This is a genomic window from Maridesulfovibrio sp. (assembly GCF_963678865.1).
GTDB lineage: Bacteria > Desulfobacterota > Desulfovibrionia > Desulfovibrionales > Desulfovibrionaceae > Maridesulfovibrio.
In genome coordinates this window covers 1,289,788-1,305,410 of record NZ_OY787459.1, presented here as the reverse complement: position 1 = coordinate 1,305,410, position 15,623 = coordinate 1,289,788, and the positions used below count along the sequence as shown (strand labels likewise).

13 protein-coding genes are annotated in these 15,623 nt (G+C 46.1%); 4 read left to right on the top strand and 9 right to left on the bottom strand.

Features of this window, described 5'->3' with window-relative positions; all coding sequences use genetic code 11:
* Nucleotides 1–76: 76 nt before the first annotated feature.
* Nucleotides 77–970 carry a selenium metabolism-associated LysR family transcriptional regulator gene (locus ACKU41_RS06025; RefSeq protein WP_319780448.1) on the top strand — a complete coding sequence of 298 codons (894 nt, stop codon included), beginning with the start codon at nt 77–79 and terminating at the stop codon, nt 968–970.
* A gap of 252 nt (nt 971–1,222) precedes the next feature.
* Here the strand turns inward: ACKU41_RS06025 and ACKU41_RS06020 are convergent, their stop codons facing one another.
* The 3 genes from ACKU41_RS06020 to mqnE form a co-directional block, all read right to left on the bottom strand.
* Nucleotides 1,223–2,047: a menaquinone biosynthesis protein gene (locus ACKU41_RS06020; RefSeq protein ID WP_321404649.1), complete on the bottom strand. Its 825-nt coding sequence runs from the start codon at nt 2,045–2,047 to the stop codon at nt 1,223–1,225.
* The gene (gene mqnC / locus ACKU41_RS06015) at nt 2,040–3,137 is read right to left on the bottom strand and encodes a cyclic dehypoxanthinyl futalosine synthase (RefSeq protein WP_321404648.1); all 1,098 of its coding nucleotides are present in this window, start codon (nt 3,135–3,137) and stop codon (nt 2,040–2,042) included. The genes ACKU41_RS06020 and mqnC overlap by 8 nt, the downstream gene beginning before the upstream one ends.
* 269 nt (nt 3,138–3,406) lie before the next feature.
* A complete protein-coding gene (gene mqnE / locus ACKU41_RS06010) occupies nt 3,407–4,495 on the bottom strand; it encodes an aminofutalosine synthase MqnE (RefSeq protein ID WP_321404646.1) in 1,089 nt (362 codons plus the stop codon).
* Between the two features lie 91 nt (nt 4,496–4,586).
* Here mqnE and ACKU41_RS06005 point away from each other — a divergent pair, with 91 nt between their 5' ends.
* Nucleotides 4,587–5,435 (top strand): 1,4-dihydroxy-6-naphthoate synthase, encoded by an 849-nt coding sequence (locus tag ACKU41_RS06005; RefSeq protein ID WP_321404645.1) that lies wholly within the window; start codon nt 4,587–4,589, stop codon nt 5,433–5,435.
* A 162-nt stretch (nt 5,436–5,597) separates the two neighbouring features.
* Here the strand turns inward: ACKU41_RS06005 and ACKU41_RS06000 are convergent, their stop codons facing one another.
* From ACKU41_RS06000 to ACKU41_RS05980, 5 genes are all read right to left on the bottom strand, one after another.
* Complete coding sequence (locus ACKU41_RS06000) at nt 5,598–6,485, bottom strand: DMT family transporter (RefSeq protein WP_319780441.1); 888 nt, start codon at nt 6,483–6,485, stop codon at nt 5,598–5,600.
* A gap of 170 nt (nt 6,486–6,655) precedes the next feature.
* The gene (locus tag ACKU41_RS05995) at nt 6,656–6,913 is read right to left on the bottom strand and encodes a hypothetical protein (protein ID WP_319780440.1); all 258 of its coding nucleotides are present in this window, start codon (nt 6,911–6,913) and stop codon (nt 6,656–6,658) included.
* Nucleotides 6,914–7,007: 94 nt separating this feature from the next.
* A complete protein-coding gene (gene yjgA, locus ACKU41_RS05990; RefSeq protein WP_319780439.1) occupies nt 7,008–7,523 on the bottom strand; it encodes a ribosome biogenesis factor YjgA in 516 nt (171 codons plus the stop codon).
* Between the two features lie 275 nt (nt 7,524–7,798).
* Nucleotides 7,799–8,680, bottom strand: coding sequence for a DMT family transporter (locus tag ACKU41_RS05985; RefSeq protein ID WP_319780438.1), 882 nt, complete (start codon nt 8,678–8,680; stop codon nt 7,799–7,801).
* Nucleotides 8,681–8,685: 5 nt separating this feature from the next.
* A complete protein-coding gene (locus tag ACKU41_RS05980; protein WP_319780437.1) occupies nt 8,686–9,123 on the bottom strand; it encodes a C-GCAxxG-C-C family protein in 438 nt (145 codons plus the stop codon).
* Nucleotides 9,124–9,703: 580 nt separating this feature from the next.
* Between ACKU41_RS05980 and ACKU41_RS05975 the strand changes: the two genes are divergently transcribed.
* Nucleotides 9,704–10,183, top strand: coding sequence for an Lrp/AsnC family transcriptional regulator (locus tag ACKU41_RS05975; RefSeq protein ID WP_319780436.1), 480 nt, complete (start codon nt 9,704–9,706; stop codon nt 10,181–10,183).
* Between the two features lie 135 nt (nt 10,184–10,318).
* Nucleotides 10,319–13,342: a proline dehydrogenase family protein gene (locus tag ACKU41_RS05970; RefSeq protein WP_321404643.1), complete on the top strand. Its 3,024-nt coding sequence runs from the start codon at nt 10,319–10,321 to the stop codon at nt 13,340–13,342.
* A gap of 83 nt (nt 13,343–13,425) precedes the next feature.
* Here ACKU41_RS05970 and ACKU41_RS05965 read toward each other — a convergent pair whose 3' ends face one another.
* Nucleotides 13,426–15,390 carry a methyl-accepting chemotaxis protein gene (locus ACKU41_RS05965; RefSeq protein ID WP_321404642.1) on the bottom strand — a complete coding sequence of 655 codons (1,965 nt, stop codon included), beginning with the start codon at nt 15,388–15,390 and terminating at the stop codon, nt 13,426–13,428.
* Nucleotides 15,391–15,623 lie beyond the last annotated feature (233 nt).

Genomic DNA, 15,623 nt, shown 5'->3' with positions numbered 1-15,623 from the left:
TTATTCAAAGGGGCGGAAGTCATTCCGTCCCTTTTTTTTATAATTACATATAGATATTTTCGATACGAGAGATTACATGGATTTACGTCGACTCGAAGCTTTCTGCAAAGTTTATGAATTAAAAAGTTTTTCTAAGGCAGGCAAAGAACTATTTCTTTCTCAGCCAACTATCAGTGCTCATATTTCTACCCTTGAAGAAGAGCTTGGCGTTCACTTGTTTGATCGTTTGGGGCGGTCTATTATGGCAACGCAGGCCGGCGAAGTTCTTTACCGTAATGCAAAGGATATTTACCATCTGATAGGTAAAGCCGAAAATGAAATAAATATCCTGCGTGATAAAGTAGTTGGCGATCTGGAGATCGGTGGTAGTACGATTCCATCGCACTATCTTTTGCCTGATCTTTTATACAACTATTGCAAAAAATATCCTGATGTCAGTGTTCATCTTTCTGTTGGTGATACGACTGAAATACTCGAAAAAGTTCGCAGTGGTGAGCTAATTCTCGGTGTTGTGGGTGCAACTGTCGATGTACCAAATATCGAGTTTGTCCCCATCATGAGGGATGAGCTTGTTATCGTTGCTCCTCCTGTGCTTGTGCGCAACTATGACGGTATTGATGATATCCAGCATCTGGCCGAGCTGCCATGGGTTATGCGTGAAGGCGGTTCTGGCACCCGCAAAGCGCTTGAAGCCGGCTTGACTGAAATGGGTACCAGCGTACGTGAACTGAATGTAACTGTCTGGGTAGAATCCACTCAGGCTGTAGTTCAGTGTGTTAGGGCTGGGCTTGGGGTAAGCGTAACTTCAAGGCTTGCGGCACAGTCACTTATCGATTCCGGGGAGCTTGTTCATATCAAGGACCTGCCTTTGAATCTGGAAAGAAGCTTCTATCTTGCACATCTGCAGGGACGAGAATTTTTCCCTGCTGTGCGTTATTTTATTGAACACGTTAAGCAGCTTGCAGGATAGGTTTCAGCGGCTCTGACAGTGCTTAAAATCCTATTGATACTTTTTTAAGATTCCCAAAATTCTTGGCTGCGTTTTGCAGTTAGTTTTGTAAGTATTTATTAATAAAGGCCTTAATATCTTTAATGATATTAAGGCCTTTATTGTGGGGCTATTTTAAATTCAGCATCAGCTAACTTAAAAAATATTTAGAATCAATTTGAGATAATTTTTGCATGGGCTTCCCGGAACCTTGATTTTCCATAGTGGATTTTATTATATTTCAATAAATTCGAGTTCAGGAATATGATTTATTTGTCCGGTCTTAACCAGATATTTCGCGAAAACTTTAAGACCTTCGATTTCTGTTTTGCCTAAATCATATACAAGTCCGTCATAGTATGAACGGCTTTCTTCCATATTGAGCATCGTCTTGTCGGCGGTCATTTCGCAGATTTTTTCAATATTGGCTTGGCCCCATTTTTTGGCCCTGATCAGATCTCGTATGGCCTGTTTTACGTCTTCGCGTTCAGCAGCATCGCGGCGTACGGTCCAGATACCGAAGATAAACGGCAGGCCGGTCCATCTTATCCATTCCTCACCGAGATCAAAGATGTAGGGGTAGTCTTCATGCTTACGTAGGTTCAGGGCTTCGTCACCAATGCAAAGTATCGCCTCTGGTTGCTCGCCAGCTTCGAGTCTTTCTGTAGCATTTCCTGTTTCGTAAGTAGCGTTGAGAGGAATGTATTCAGACAGAAGCACTTTTAGCAAAGCAGCAGAGGTGTGTGTCTGTGCGCTGACCAGTACTTTACATCCTTTGAGTTGTTCAAGCGGTTTGCGGCTGATCATGATAACGGACTGCACCGGGCCCCGGCTGCCGATTGCCAGATCAGGCAGCAGCAAATACTGCTCGGAATGACGCAGGTATTCTATGCATGAGTTAGACGCGATGTGCATTAACCCTTCGGACATCATTTTATTCAGCTGTGCTGGCGGACCATAGACGAATTCAAAATTGTTTTCGATCAACCCGGCTTCCAGTGGATAATAGATTGGCAAGACATTCAGGTAAGAAATGCGGCCTATTTTTACATTATCCATTAATTTTCTCCGCAAGGGTGTAATCCATAAGCCTTTGCTTGGGTACGAATCCGGCTTTAATGATCAAGTTGTGAATTTCAGCTTCAGAAAGCCTGAAGCTCACACCGGCAGCCTTGACAACGTTCTCCTCGATCATGGTGGAGCCAAAATCATTGCCGCCATAATAAAGTGCCAATTGCGATATTTTAGGCCCCATGGTCACCCAGGAAACCTGTACGTTGTCGAAGTTATCGAGCACGATACGAGAGACTGCAAGTGTGCGCAGGTATTCTACGCTGGTCATCTTGCGGGCATCAGGGATATTTGTGTTGTCAGGCTGAAAGGTCCATGGAATGAAAGCTGTAAATCCGTGAGTGCGGTCCTGAACTTCACGCAGGGCAAAGAGGTGTTTTATGCGGTCAACAGGTTTTTCCTCATGACCGAACATCATTGTCGCAGTAGTGCGCAGCCCCAGATTGTGGGCGGTTTCCATTACTTCCAACCACTTGGCAGTGTTGCATTTTTTGGGCGCTATATGACTGCGGACTTCGTCAACCAGAATTTCTGCACCACCGCCGGGGATGGAGGCCAGACCTGCTTTAATCAGTCTTTCCAGAACTTCTTTGATGGATAATCCGTTCAGTTCACTCCAGTAAACCACTTCCGGAGGGGAGAAGGCGTGGATATGGACAGGGTAATTCTCTTTGATGAAGCGTAGCATATCTTCATAAAAAGAGAGCGGAAGATCCGGGTGATGCCCGCCCTGCATGAGAATCTGGGTCCCGCCCAGATCAATAGTTTCCTGAATCTTTTGTCCCAGTTCTTCCTTGCTGATTACGAAGCCGCCGTCTTTACCCGGCGCAACGTAAAAAGCGCAAAAACGACACCCACAGTCACAAATATTCGAATAGTTGATGTTGCGGTCGATGACGTATGTAACATTCGGCTCAGGGTGTTTTTTCATCCGAATGGAGTGGGCAAGGCTGCCGAGATCAAATAGATCTGCCTTTTCCAGAAGAGTCAGGGCCTCATCAAAATTTATGCGTTCTCCGGCTTCAACTTTTTTGCCGATTTCAAGAACTTCAGCAGGGCTTTGAGTAAGATTATTCATATTGCACCTTTTTGCCTCCGGCGGCCAGAGGGGGAAACTTTCGGGAAAAGTTTCCCCCTCTGGACTCCCCCATCAAAACTTTTTAACGGGCTTCGCGTCAGTGGCTTATGAAGATTAGGGTGAATTTAAAAATTAACCCTTTTTTAAATATTGTCAGTGCCAGTCAAGAAACTTAATGACTGACCAAAACTATTAAAAGTTTTTGAAGAGACCAGAGAATCTTTTTTCAAAAAGTTTTTCTGGTCCCCGAAGGGGCGCCGGAGGCATTCTTAAATTTCATTAAAAGCAGCATCGCGTTCGACCGGGATGAACCCGCAGCCGATGATCATTTCTTCGATTTCGGTTCGGCTCAATCCCTGTTCGGATTCTGCTCCGGCCATATGTCCGATTTTTTCCTCGACAACGGTTCCGTCAAAATCGTCGGCGCCGAAATGGAGGGCGGTCTGCGCCTGCTTTACGCCGAGCATTACCCAGTAGGACTTGATGTGCGGGATGTTATCCAGCATGAGTCGGCAAACAGCAATATTACGTAATTCATCAACCCCAGTAAGAGGATTATCAATTTTCAGTCTGCTGTTTTCTGTCAGGAAGGGTAAGGGAATTAGGCAGTTAAAACCACCGGAAATATCCTGTTGGCGGCGTAACCTGTCCAGATGATCAATCCTGTCGGCATATGATTCCACATGTCCATAGAGCATAGTGCAGTTGGTGGTGAAACCGAGCCCGTGGGCTTCTCCGTGGATGCGTAACCAATCTTCGCCGGGAAGTTTTTCCGGGCAGATTTTGGCGCGTACTTCCGGGTTGAAGATTTCAGCTCCGCCACCGGTAAGCATCTCGGAACCGGCAGCTTTAAGCCGTTTGAGCACTTCAACCGTGGAGATGCCTTCTGCTTTAGAAAAATGGTCGATTTCTACAGCTGTGAAGGATTTAATTGCTGACTGCGGAAGCATTTTTTTGATTTCAACGAAGGTCTCTTCGAAAAATGATAGCGGAATATCGTGATGGCACCCACCGACCACGTGGACTTCACGGGGAGGGATTGGTGCATTTTTCAGCTTTTCGAGGATGTCTTCCCTGCTGAGTTTGAAAGAGCCTTTTTCACCGGGCTTGCGGGCATAGGCACAGAAAAGGCAGCCGTTCACACAGATGTTTGTATAATTGATGTGGCGGTTGATTACGTAGAATGTCTTGTTGCCGTGTAATTGACGTCTGCGGATGGAAGCAAGTGCGCCCAGCGCATTAAGGTCGGGACAATTAAAGAGGGTAAGCCCGTCCTCGATGGAAAGTCGTTCCTCGTCAAGAATTTTGTCGAGGATACGTTCGAGTCCGGCAGCTTTAAAGTAGTTTTTTGAGATCATTTATATTCACCTTTGTTCAGCCGTAAATAAAAGTCGCTTCCATCCGTGTCAACACTGGATTTCCGGCTCTTAAAAATATAAAACCTTGCCCATGAGCAAAATATTGAAACTGGGCTATTCGCCCTGCCCGAACGATACGTTTATTTTTCATGCCCTCGCAAGCGGGGCAGTCAGCATAGACCCTTTTAAACTTGACGTCACCCTCGCTGATGTCGAGGAATTGAATTCCATGGCCCGGTCCGGAAGGATGGACATATGTAAGGTCTCCGTCCATGCCGCAGCGCATATCATGGATGATTATATTCTTCTGCGCGCCGGTGGAGCCATGGGGCGTGGCGTAGGGCCGTTGCTGCTTACCGGAGCACCTTGCATCATAGATGACCTTGATGGCAAGCGTGTTGCTATACCGGGACGCAATACAACCGCAAATTTATTGTTCAGCCTTATGTGTCGCCAAGCAGGAATCAACATAGAGCTGGTGGAGATGGTCTTTGATCAGGTTATGCCAGCCATTAAGAACGGGGAGGTTGATGCCGGGGTGGTTATCCACGAAGGCCGTTTTACTTATGAAGCTCTCGGTTTATCCAGACTTGCTGATCTTGGTCAGTGGTGGGAGGATTTTTCCGGTCTGCCTATCCCGCTCGGCTCCATCGCCATCAAACGCTCTCTCGGTGCGGAAACCGCTTCACTTGTCAATGCCGCTATCCGTAAATCCCTCACGCTTTCTCATATAGATGAAAAATCCGCGTGGCCTTACATTAAAGAAAATGCGCAGGAAATGGATGATGATGTGATCCATGAGCACATCAAGACTTTTGTTACCGACTATTCCGAAGATGTCGGAGAAGAAGGAGAACAGGCTGTTTCAAGATTACTTGAAGAAGCAGCGCGAATGGATGGAATTGAATTGCCTGATCTGCCGATTTTCATTGAAATATAATTTAATATAAAAACCCCAAAATAAAACCGCAATACTTTGAGATATTGCGGTTTTATTTTGGGGTTTTCACGGTCAGGACATCTGATCTCAGTTTAAAAATTGGAAACAGTTCAGAGATAACTTTTAAGGTCTTGGGGATCTCTTTCGGGATTTCCTGAGAAATTATCCACGCCTCCTGTCCTGACTTAAAATAACCCCGCCCATGACCAGTGCTGCGGCGAGAAATTGCGTGGAGGTAAAGGTTTCATCAAGAATCAGCCAACCGAAGAAGAGGGTAAATACCGGGATCAGGTTTATGTAGGCGGTGGTCTGGTTGGCCGGAAGTTTGGACATACCTAAGTTGTAGAGTCCGTATCCGCCTATGGTTACACCTATTCCAAGATAAACAATGCTGCCTGCTGCAAGCGGATCGAAAACCGTAGGTAGATCGGTGGAAGGTAAGGCCAGTAGCGGCAGGTAAAATATTGCTCCCATAAAAGCCTGAAATGCGGTCAGGAAAAGGGAAGAGTAGCGGGCGGTCATTTTCTTCAGAACGGTCATGTATCCAACCGCACAGCACATGGCCAAAAACTCAAGCGAGTTTCCAAGTATGGGATTGGGCGCGTTTTCAGTGGATTCTGAGGAAAGGGAAAGCCATATTCCTCCGCAAACAGCCAGAGTAAATCCGATCAGGGTCCTGCGGCTGAGCTTTTCTTTTAAGATAAACCGTGCAGAAACAGCCATTAGTAGAGGAAGGGTAGAGCAAATCATCCCCGCTTGCGAGGCGGAAGTATACGTTATGGCCTGACTTTCGAAGACGAAATACATGCATGGTTCGCAAAAGGCCATAAAGATCAACCACTTGAAGTCTCCTTTATGGATGGGCTGCTTTTTAAAATTCGGTATAAAAAACAGGAAGCAGATTGTGGCCAGCATCATTCTTCCGAAGATTACGAAAGTGGGGTCATATACCGCCATAGCAAGCTTTAAGGCAACAAATGAGCTGGACCAGAGCAGCACTGCTGTAAGCAGGGCAACCACTGCAACATATTGAGCTTGGAGAAAGGACATAGTGACCCTCACGGGAAAGTTGTTTCGGAGCCGGGAATTTTGAATAGGAATTGTGATTTGCTTTGTCAATATGTCATTTCTTTCGCAAACAGTGAAAAAGAGACTTTAAAATAAAAAATCCCCACAAACACCAGTTTGCGGGGATTTTAATTATTGTGTTTATAGTGCTGTTATCTTGTCCATGCAAGGAGGTTGAACGGTGTGTAATTGTTATCAGGGTTTTCTGCATAACGGCATCCGAGATTGGAATCATCACGCTTGTTGACGATATCGCAGTCCGAACCGACGTAGTGCGGGCATTTATTGTTGTTGCAGACCACGATTACACCCCAGCCGGATTCCGGCGGTGCAATCCAGGGGCTGAGTTCTTCCCCGCAATGGGGGCAGGTTCTTTCTTCCAGTTCTACACCACTAAAAGTATAAGTCACGGTATTTCTCCTTGATTGTTTTCTTGGAAACGGGAGTGTGAATTAATTCACAACACAAGTAAAGTAATATTAAATTTTCCCGAGTCAAGCCCGTTTACTCAGATAGTTCACGCAGGGTTTTGAAAAGGGCACGTGCGGACTTGGGAGGCTTGGATTTTTCTTTTTCCTTTCTTGCATTGCGGGCTAACTGTGAAATCCTCTGGCGGTCTGCCTGAGGATGTTGCTCCAAAATTTCATCAAGTACGGAAAAATCACCTTCAATCAGCCTGGTGCGCCATTGTTCAAGGGCATGGAATTTCATGTTGTCGGCTTTGTTTCCGGTCTCAATGTCTTCAAGGAAATCAATGAGCGGTTGCGGGTCAACCTCGCGTATAAGCTTGCCGATGTATTGTGTTTTACGGCGTTTTGCTTCATGGGATTTGATGGCCATGGCATCGAGAACTTCTTCAATAAAGTAGTCCGGCAACCCGCATTTTTTGACCAGTTCCGGGCCAAGGGTCATCAGTTTCTCGGCCATATTCTGCAGAGCGGTCATATCCCGCTTTTTTTGCGATCTGCTGGGACCGGAATATTCCTCTTCATCATTATATAAATCATCTGCGTCGTACATGTTCAGTATGCCTTCGGCGGCCCTGCCGGGGGCTTAAACTCTTTTGGGAAAAGGGTTTAAGAATCCCAGAACTTTTTATTAAGGTTGCGCCGGTTTTGTTGTTTTTAATTTACGTTCGCACACCCTGTGCTGAGGAACGTTTAATTGAAATTAATTGCAATGTAATGTCTCCGGAGGCAAAGCCCTACTAAGGAGTGTAGAGGGTCTCTGTCTTTTCTCCTGCCGGAGGCTAAATCTATTTATCAAAAGCGCGTAGCGCATCAAATTGTAAAAGTCTAGCTGCGGTTGGTTAGCCAGACCCCGAAGATGGTCAGTGCTCCCCCGGTTACGAGAAACAGGTCAACGGGCTCGCCAAGCATAACCGCCCCCAGAGCCACTGCCGTAACTGGGACGAGGTTGATGAATATTCCGGTCTTGGATGGACCTATTTCCTGTATTGCTTCAAAATACCAACTGAATCCTAATCCTGTTCCGAGTAGGGAAAGATACAGTATACAGCTATAATCTATGAGTGATGCACTGATTATCTCTGAAACAAGTCCATGATACAGGGCTGGTCCCAGAAGCATTAATGCTCCGAACAGGCAGGACCAGTAAACCGTCTCAATAGGATTTATCCTTTTCATGACCGGTTTCCCGGCAAGTGAATAAGCAGCCCAGCTAATTACACATCCTATTATGCATAGATCTCCGTAACTGGTCCCTTCGGTCAGTATGGATATGGGATTCCCGTGTCCGATGATGGTGCTGACCCCGGTCAGGGCCAGTAAGAATCCGGCAATTTTCCATAGAGTGAATTTTTCTTTGAAAATCAGGGCCGAGCCAAGGGCGATGAACGTAGGTGTGGCCGCAATAATAAGTGCGGCCCTGCCAGCGTTGACAGTCTGCAAACCGCTGAAGAACAGTATATTATACAGGAAAACCCCGCTCAGACCGAGGAAAGCAAGCGGTAAGATATCTTTGCGGGAGCAGGATGGTTTATGACCTGTAACCCGGCAACTGAGGAAGAACATGAAAATAGTGGCAAAGAAAAAGCGCAGGAATGCAGCAGAATACGGGGTCAGGTGTCCGGCAAGAATTCTTCCGGCAATCCATGTTCCGCCCCAGAATATTACTGAGCCGATAAGTTTGAAGTAGAGCAGTGCAGGTGATGACATGTCGATTAAGAATTTTCCTTAAGAAGTTTGGTGACAAATTCAGTTGTATTATCCACAAGGGGGTAGCATGTGCTGACCTTGATTCCCTCTTCCTTGAATTTTTTTCGCCCGGAATTCAGGCTGAAGTCACATCCTGTTATTTGAAGGCAATCAGTGGTTCCGTAATTGTTTCTAAACCATTCTGTAAGATCCTGAACAAGTCCATAACAAAAGTCCAAGTCTTGTCCAGAGTTACTTCTGCCATGGAGGATGCTGATCAGCAGAACGGCTCCCTGATACGCCCCGCAGGTTCCCCGTGTACGAGATGTCCCGGAGCAGAAAGCGGTTGCCATGGCCGGGATTGCAGGATTGTTTATCTCGAGAATGTCGGCGCCTGCCAGTAATACGCTCTCTGCGCATAAGTATCCCGTTTCAAAGTAATGCCGTGCTTTTTTCCCATTCATTGAGGACTCGTCTGGTTTTAGTAATGAGTTGCTTCTTGTTTTAGCCGGGCTTGGAGCTACTGCTTACGGATTATTAGAGGATGAGGCAAAAAGTTTGAGTTAAACGAAACTTGAGGGTGTTAAATTGTGTGATCCGAAGAATGTTCGGAATGCTTGCTTTGTTCTGTTTTATTACATAATATGCGAACTTAATTCGTCAAGCTCCGCTTGGTCTCAATCTTCTTCCCGACACTTGCATTGTGTTTTTCGCATTTCAATAAATCCGACCAGATGTATTAGTTTTTTCATTTTTACTCTAGCGATTAATGTTGTTCAATGCTTTTTGTTGTGGAAAATCACTACAAAAATGTATGTTGTACAAAAATGTGTGACAATTTTGTTTGATCAGTTAATCAGCAAATGAATGAATTGGTAATATGTTTTGGTGTGCATCAGTCAAAAATTCAGGTATACAAGGAGATGTATAGAAAATAATTCGCATATAAGACTGTTTTGCTTAACTTTTGATGTTTAGGTGTGTGTTTTAATGTAAAATCTTCTTGACAAAACTTCTAAAATTGAATTTTATTCTAAAAAACAAATGAGTAAGAGAAAAATTGACGAAACAGATCGTAAAATTCTGACAATACTTCAGAATAGTGGCCGGGTCTCTAACGCTGATATCGCACGTAAGGTCGGTATGGCCCCTTCAGCTGTACTTGAGCGTGTCCGCAAGCTGGAACGTAAAGACGTGCTTACCGGATATGAAGCCATAGTTAATCCCAAGGCCGTTGGCCGTTCCCTCACCGCCTTTATCTTTGTGAACGTTAATGAAGGCGTGGGCGCCACCTCCACCGGTGAAGAACTTTCCCGTGTACCCGGAGTACTGGAAGTTCATTACTGCGCGGGGAGAGACAGCTATCTTATCAAAGTTCGCTGCGAGGATACCGACGGACTGGCCATTATGCTGGGGCAGATTGGAAGAATCGAAACCGTTAGGGACACCAACTCAACCATCGTATTGAACACTATCAAGGAGTCTCGGGCTATTCCTCTGGAAGAGGACGATTACGAATCATAGCAGACTGTAAAATACCGTGTACAGGTTCGGCAGTGTGGACCTGTTCTTATCTGATGATTCAGGTGCGGAATGATTTTGAGCGGTCTGCAAAATTTGATTTTGAAGAACCATTTAAAATCTTAAGGAGAGGCAGGTATGAACGCAGAAGTCTCCACTCTGGACAGCAAGGTAATAGAACGCGGTAAACAGTTTTTTGATTCCATATCCGGGGAAGCTCCTTCGATCTTCAACAAGGGCTGGTGGACAGGTAAGGTAATGGACTGGTCCATGAAAAATGAAGATTTCAAGGTCCAGATGTTCCGTTTTGTCGATGTGTTGCCGTACCTCAATACATCCGAGTCCCTTTCAAGGCATATTGAAGAGTATTTTGCCGGTGAAGACAGCAATATTCCCGATGTACTCAAATGGGGTGCCTCCAAGACCGGATTTGGCGGTGGGCTTGTAGCCAAGGTGCTGAACAAGACCATACGTTCTAATATCGAGGGTATGGCCCGTCAGTTCATAATCGGCCAGAAATCAAAGGAAGCCGTAAAAGGTATCCGCAAACTGCGCAAGGACGGTTTTGCATTTGTCCTTGACCTGCTTGGAGAGGCCACTGTTTCTCATGAAGAAGCTGCCGCTTATCGTGACGGATATCTGGAAGTTCTTGATGCTATAGAAAAAGAGTATAAAAAATGGGATGCCCTTGACGCTTCCGGCGACCTTGATTGGGGACATGCTCCCAAGATCAATGTTGCAGTCAAACCTTCCGCCTTTTATTCCCAGTCCAAGCCGGTAGATCTTGAAGGCACCGTACAGGGTATGATGGATGCCATTGAACCTGTGTACAAGAAGGTCATGGACATGGGCGGCTTCATGTGCATCGATATGGAAGCTCTTAAGTATAAAGAGCCTACTGTTGAAATGTATAAGCGGTTCAGAAAAAAATATCCCGATTATCCGCACATCGGTATTGTTTTTCAGGCCTATCTGCGCAGTGTGGAAGATGATGTTTCAGATATGCTGAATTGGGCGCGTGAAGAGAACCTGCCCATTTCCATACGTCTGGTAAAAGGTGCTTACTGGGATTACGAAACCGTTCTTGCCAAACAGAATGACTGGCCTGTACCGGTATGGACCCATAAGCCGGAGTCGGACATGGCTTATGAGCGTGTTTCCAAAATGATTCTTGAGAACCACGATATCTGCCACTTTGCTTGTGCATCTCACAACATTCGTACGATTTCTTCTGTCATGGAAGTTGCCAATGAGCTTGGTGTTCCTGAAGATAAATATGAATTTCAGGTTCTTTACGGTATGGCTGAACCGGTACGTAAGGGCTTGAAAAATGTTGCCAAGCGTGTCCGTCTTTACTGCCCCTACGGCGACCTTATTCCGGGTATGGCCTACCTTGTTCGCCGGCTGCTGGAGAATACCGCCAACGAGTCGTTCCTCAAACAGACTTTTGCCGATGAGGCAGATGTAAGCCGGTTGTTGGAGAATCCTGAAATCACCCTTAAGCGGGAATTGGAAGCCAAGCCGCCCAAGAAGAAAAAGGAACTGCCGGAAGGGGAACTGCCCAGATTCAATAACTTTCCGCCTGCAGATTTTACTGTTAAGGAGGAGCGTGACGGTTTCCCTGCTGCCATGGCTAAAGTCCGTCAGGATTTCGGTAAGCGTTATCCGCTCTACATCGGCGGGCAGGAGGTTGTTACCGAGGATGTCCTTGAATCCTACAACCCTGCTGATCCTTCCGAAATAATTGGTTCCGTATGTCAGGCCGGCATAGCTGAAGTTGATAAAGCAGTAGCAACAGCCAAGGAAGCTTATCTGGACTGGCGTGATGTCGATCACAAGGAGCGTGCCCAGTACCTGCTCAAGGCGTCTCAATATCTTAAAGATAATATGTATGACCTTTGTGCACTGCAGGTCCTTGAAGTCGGTAAGCAGTGGGATCAGGCTCAGGCAGACGTTGCCGAAGCCATTGACTTTCTTGAGTACTATGCCCGCGAAATGATCCGCCTCGGCGCACCCAGACGTATGGGTAATGCTCCGGGCGAATATTCCCGGTATTTTTATCAGGGTAAGGGTGTTGCCGCAGTTATCGCCCCGTGGAACTTCCCGCTGGCTATCAGTGTGGGCATGGTCTCTGCCGCCATTGTTGCCGGCTGTCCGGTTGTATACAAGCCTGCAGGCATTTCCTCTGCTGTCGGCTACGGCCTGGTCCAGATGTTCAAGGCCGCAGGGCTGCCTGACGGAGTGTTCAACTATTGTCCCGGCCGTGGCTCCGTAATGGGGGATCATCTGGTCGATCATCCTGATGTTTCGGTAATCGCTTTTACCGGCTCAATGGAAGTCGGTCTGCGTATTCAGGAGCGTGCTGCCAAGGTTCAGCCCGGACAGGAACAGTGCAAGAAGGTTATCGCGGAAATGGGCGGTAAGAATGGTATTATCATTGATGACGACGCAGACCTTGATGAAGCCGTACTCGGTGTTCTTTATGCTGCCTTCGGCTTTCAGGGGCAGAAATGTTCAGCTTGTTCGCGCGTTATAGTTCTTGATTCCATTTATGATCGGTTTATCCACCGTTTGAAGGAAGCTGCTGCATCCATCAAGCTCGGTCCCTCTGAAGATCCAACAAATTACATGGGACCGGTTGTTGATAAGGCAGCCCAGAAGAACGTGCTTGAGTATTGCAAGCTTGCTGAAGAAGAAGGCAATGTTGTCATTAAGCATGAAGCTCCGGCAGAATACCGCGAGAAGGGCGGTTGCTACACTCCTTTGCTGGTCGTGGACGGTATTACCAAGGAACACCGCATAGCTCAGGAAGAAGTCTTTGGGCCTGTGTTGTCCATCATGCGGGCCAATGATTTTGATGAAGCCCTTGATATTGCCAACTCTACCAAATTCGCGCTCACCGGTGCGGTCTATTCCAGAAGTCCCAAGCATCTTGAAAAGGCCTCCCGTGAGTTCCGCGTCGGCAACCTGTACCTGAACAAGCCCAGCGTAGGTGCTTTGGTTGAGCGCCACTCATTTGGCGGATTCAAGATGTCCGGCGTCGGTTCCAAGTCCGGCGGCCCTGACTACCTGCTCCAGTTCATGGATCCACGTCTTGTATGCGAAAATACCATGCGTCGCGGCTTCGCCCCGATCTCCGAGGACGATGATTGGGTAGCATAAGATCTTAAAAGAACTAAGTCTGTTTAATAAAAATAACACCGCAATACGGAATGGTATTGCGGTGTTTTTTTTCTTGAGATGGTTTAGCTGATTTTGCAGTTATTCAGTTTTCCGGTCAGTTCCTTAAGGTTTGAAGCCAGTTGTGTGATGTTGTTGATGGCTGCAAAAGAGTGGTCAACCCTTGTTGAAGTTTCGTTGGAAACATTGTTTATTTCCATTGAAGAAGAATTAATTTGTTGGCAGGCGGCTGATTGTTCTTCGGTTGCAGATGCTATAAATTGGACTTCTCCTGCTGATTCGGCAACTATGCTGACAATATCCTGAAGCGACTGGCCTGCATCTTTTGCCTGATTAAAGCACTGGGTTACCGCCCCCTCAGTCTCATCCATAATTGTCATACTGGCCTCGGTGCCGCTTCTGATGCCGGATATAGCGTCCCCTACTTCCTGTGTTGCATGCATTGTTTTTTCCGCAAGTTTGCGGACTTCATCGGCAACAACGGCAAAACCGCGACCAGCCTCACCCGCACGGGCAGCTTCAATCGCAGCATTCAAGGCCAGCAGGTTGGTCTGGTCTGCGATGTCTGAAATTACTCCCATGATGGTTCCGATTGATTCCGCCTGATAACTGTACTCAGATAAAGCTTCTTTGAGGTTCTGGGTTTGAATTCTAACCCGGTCGGTTGAATCAACAACGTAGCTTACCAGCTGAAATCCTTCTTTTGCCCTGCGGCTGGCCTCGTCTGTTCCCTTGGAAGCCTGCGAAGCTTTATCGGCAACTCCTGTGATGGAGCCGTTCATTTGTTGTACCGCTATGGCACTTTCATCAGTTTTACGGCGTTGGCTGTCCGCTCCTTTCTTAATTTCTTCAGCTTCTGATGCCAGATTGTGAGCTACAACATGAAGTTCTTCCGTGATCAAATCAGCCTCTTCGGAAATTGCAGACATTGTTGCGAGCATAGCGGCTGTGTTTTCTCGTTCGGAGTTGGCTTCATGCATAGCTTCACTGGCTTTTTGGGCCTGCCTTTTTGCTTCAATGCTTTTATTTTGTGCGTCGTCCATGCTTTGTTTCAGTTTAACTATCATCAGGGCCATAGTTTCCCGCAAAGACTCAAGTTCCCCGGTTAAATGTATTTTTTCACAGGCATCAAAGTTTCCTTCACTGACGTAATCGGCACAGATTTCAAGGGCTTTCAGTGGGGATGTTATGGATTTGATAATGAAAGCTATAGATACAAGAAGAATCAGTATAGTTGAGATCTCGACTGCAAGGGTTGTCCGGGAAATGATATTGCTTCGCGATTTGAGCATTGTTTCAGCTTCTGAGGCCATTTTTTCCAGAAGCGGCTCCATAGTGCGGACTGACTTGATGAATGACTGTTTATTTCTTTCTATTTTACTGGAAAGCTGGGCGTAATTTGTAACAAGTTGCTGGTAGGAGTTGAGCTGATCTCCAAGGGCTGATCTCTGCTCGGTGTTGAGAGCTGAGTTATTGATGGATTGTGTGAATTCATCCATGCTTTTGTTCACTTCTTCGAGATGTGTACCATCGTGATACAAAATGTAGTTTTTTTCATGCCTACGCAGCCTCAGTAAGCCTGATTCAAGACTTGAGTCATATATCATGCATATTTTCTCAACATTGCGAATGGTGTTCCTGAGTTGTCCCTGAATTCCGGAGTCTTGATCCAGACCCATCTTTTTCAGGTCTGTTACTACTTCTTTGAAGGCAGATATATAGGCTGATACAGCCGTTAATCCATTTTCGGCATAGGTTCCCAGTTTTGTATTTTGCAAGCCGGTAAGCTTTGTTTGCATTGTTTTGGTGCTGGCTTCTACAAGTTCAACGTATTTCAGGTCTTTTCTGATCAGGAAGTTCTTTTCAGCTCTGCGGGCCTGCAGCATGGCAACTTCTGCTTCTGCCGCCTGCTGTTCAATCCAGTTTGCTTCTTCCATTATATTTTTGCCGATAATACCGACGGTAAAAATGATTACAAATCCTGCTGTTGCCAGCATGCCTATTATCCAGAGTTTTGCTTTGATAGTCATATTAATCTCCTTTCGCATTTATGCGGGATTTGGCTGCAAAGTTATTATAGTAAATATTAATATGCAACTTAAAAGTGCTAAATATGTTGTGTATCTATTTAAAATTTTTGGGGTATTATTACCCGGAAGCTGAGGCGAAACTACCCGTTTTTAAGTTTTTCAATGCGTTATTTTATTTGTATGGCTGGAAAATAAAGAGGATAGATAGTTGGTCAATAAAATGGGCCGCAGTG

Bases quoted from the DNA above. Each gene is read 5' to 3' on its own strand.
- ACKU41_RS06025 (WP_319780448.1), top strand. From the start codon at position 77: ATGGATTTACGTCGACTCGAAGCTTTCTGCAAAGTTTATGAATTAAAA.
- ACKU41_RS06020 (WP_321404649.1), bottom strand. From the start codon at position 2,047: ATGGATAATGTAAAAATAGGCCGCATTTCTTACCTGAATGTCTTGCCA.
- mqnC (WP_321404648.1), bottom strand. From the start codon at position 3,137: ATGAATAATCTTACTCAAAGCCCTGCTGAAGTTCTTGAAATCGGCAAA.
- mqnE (WP_321404646.1), bottom strand. From the start codon at position 4,495: ATGATCTCAAAAAACTACTTTAAAGCTGCCGGACTCGAACGTATCCTC.
- ACKU41_RS06005 (WP_321404645.1), top strand. From the start codon at position 4,587: ATGAGCAAAATATTGAAACTGGGCTATTCGCCCTGCCCGAACGATACG.
- ACKU41_RS06000 (WP_319780441.1), bottom strand. From the start codon at position 6,485: ATGTCCTTTCTCCAAGCTCAATATGTTGCAGTGGTTGCCCTGCTTACA.
- yjgA (WP_319780439.1), bottom strand. From the start codon at position 7,523: ATGTACGACGCAGATGATTTATATAATGATGAAGAGGAATATTCCGGT.
- ACKU41_RS05985 (WP_319780438.1), bottom strand. From the start codon at position 8,680: ATGTCATCACCTGCACTGCTCTACTTCAAACTTATCGGCTCAGTAATA.
- ACKU41_RS05980 (WP_319780437.1), bottom strand. From the start codon at position 9,123: ATGAATGGGAAAAAAGCACGGCATTACTTTGAAACGGGATACTTATGC.
- ACKU41_RS05975 (WP_319780436.1), top strand. From the start codon at position 9,704: ATGAGTAAGAGAAAAATTGACGAAACAGATCGTAAAATTCTGACAATA.
- ACKU41_RS05970 (WP_321404643.1), top strand. From the start codon at position 10,319: ATGAACGCAGAAGTCTCCACTCTGGACAGCAAGGTAATAGAACGCGGT.
- ACKU41_RS05965 (WP_321404642.1), bottom strand. From the start codon at position 15,390: ATGACTATCAAAGCAAAACTCTGGATAATAGGCATGCTGGCAACAGCA.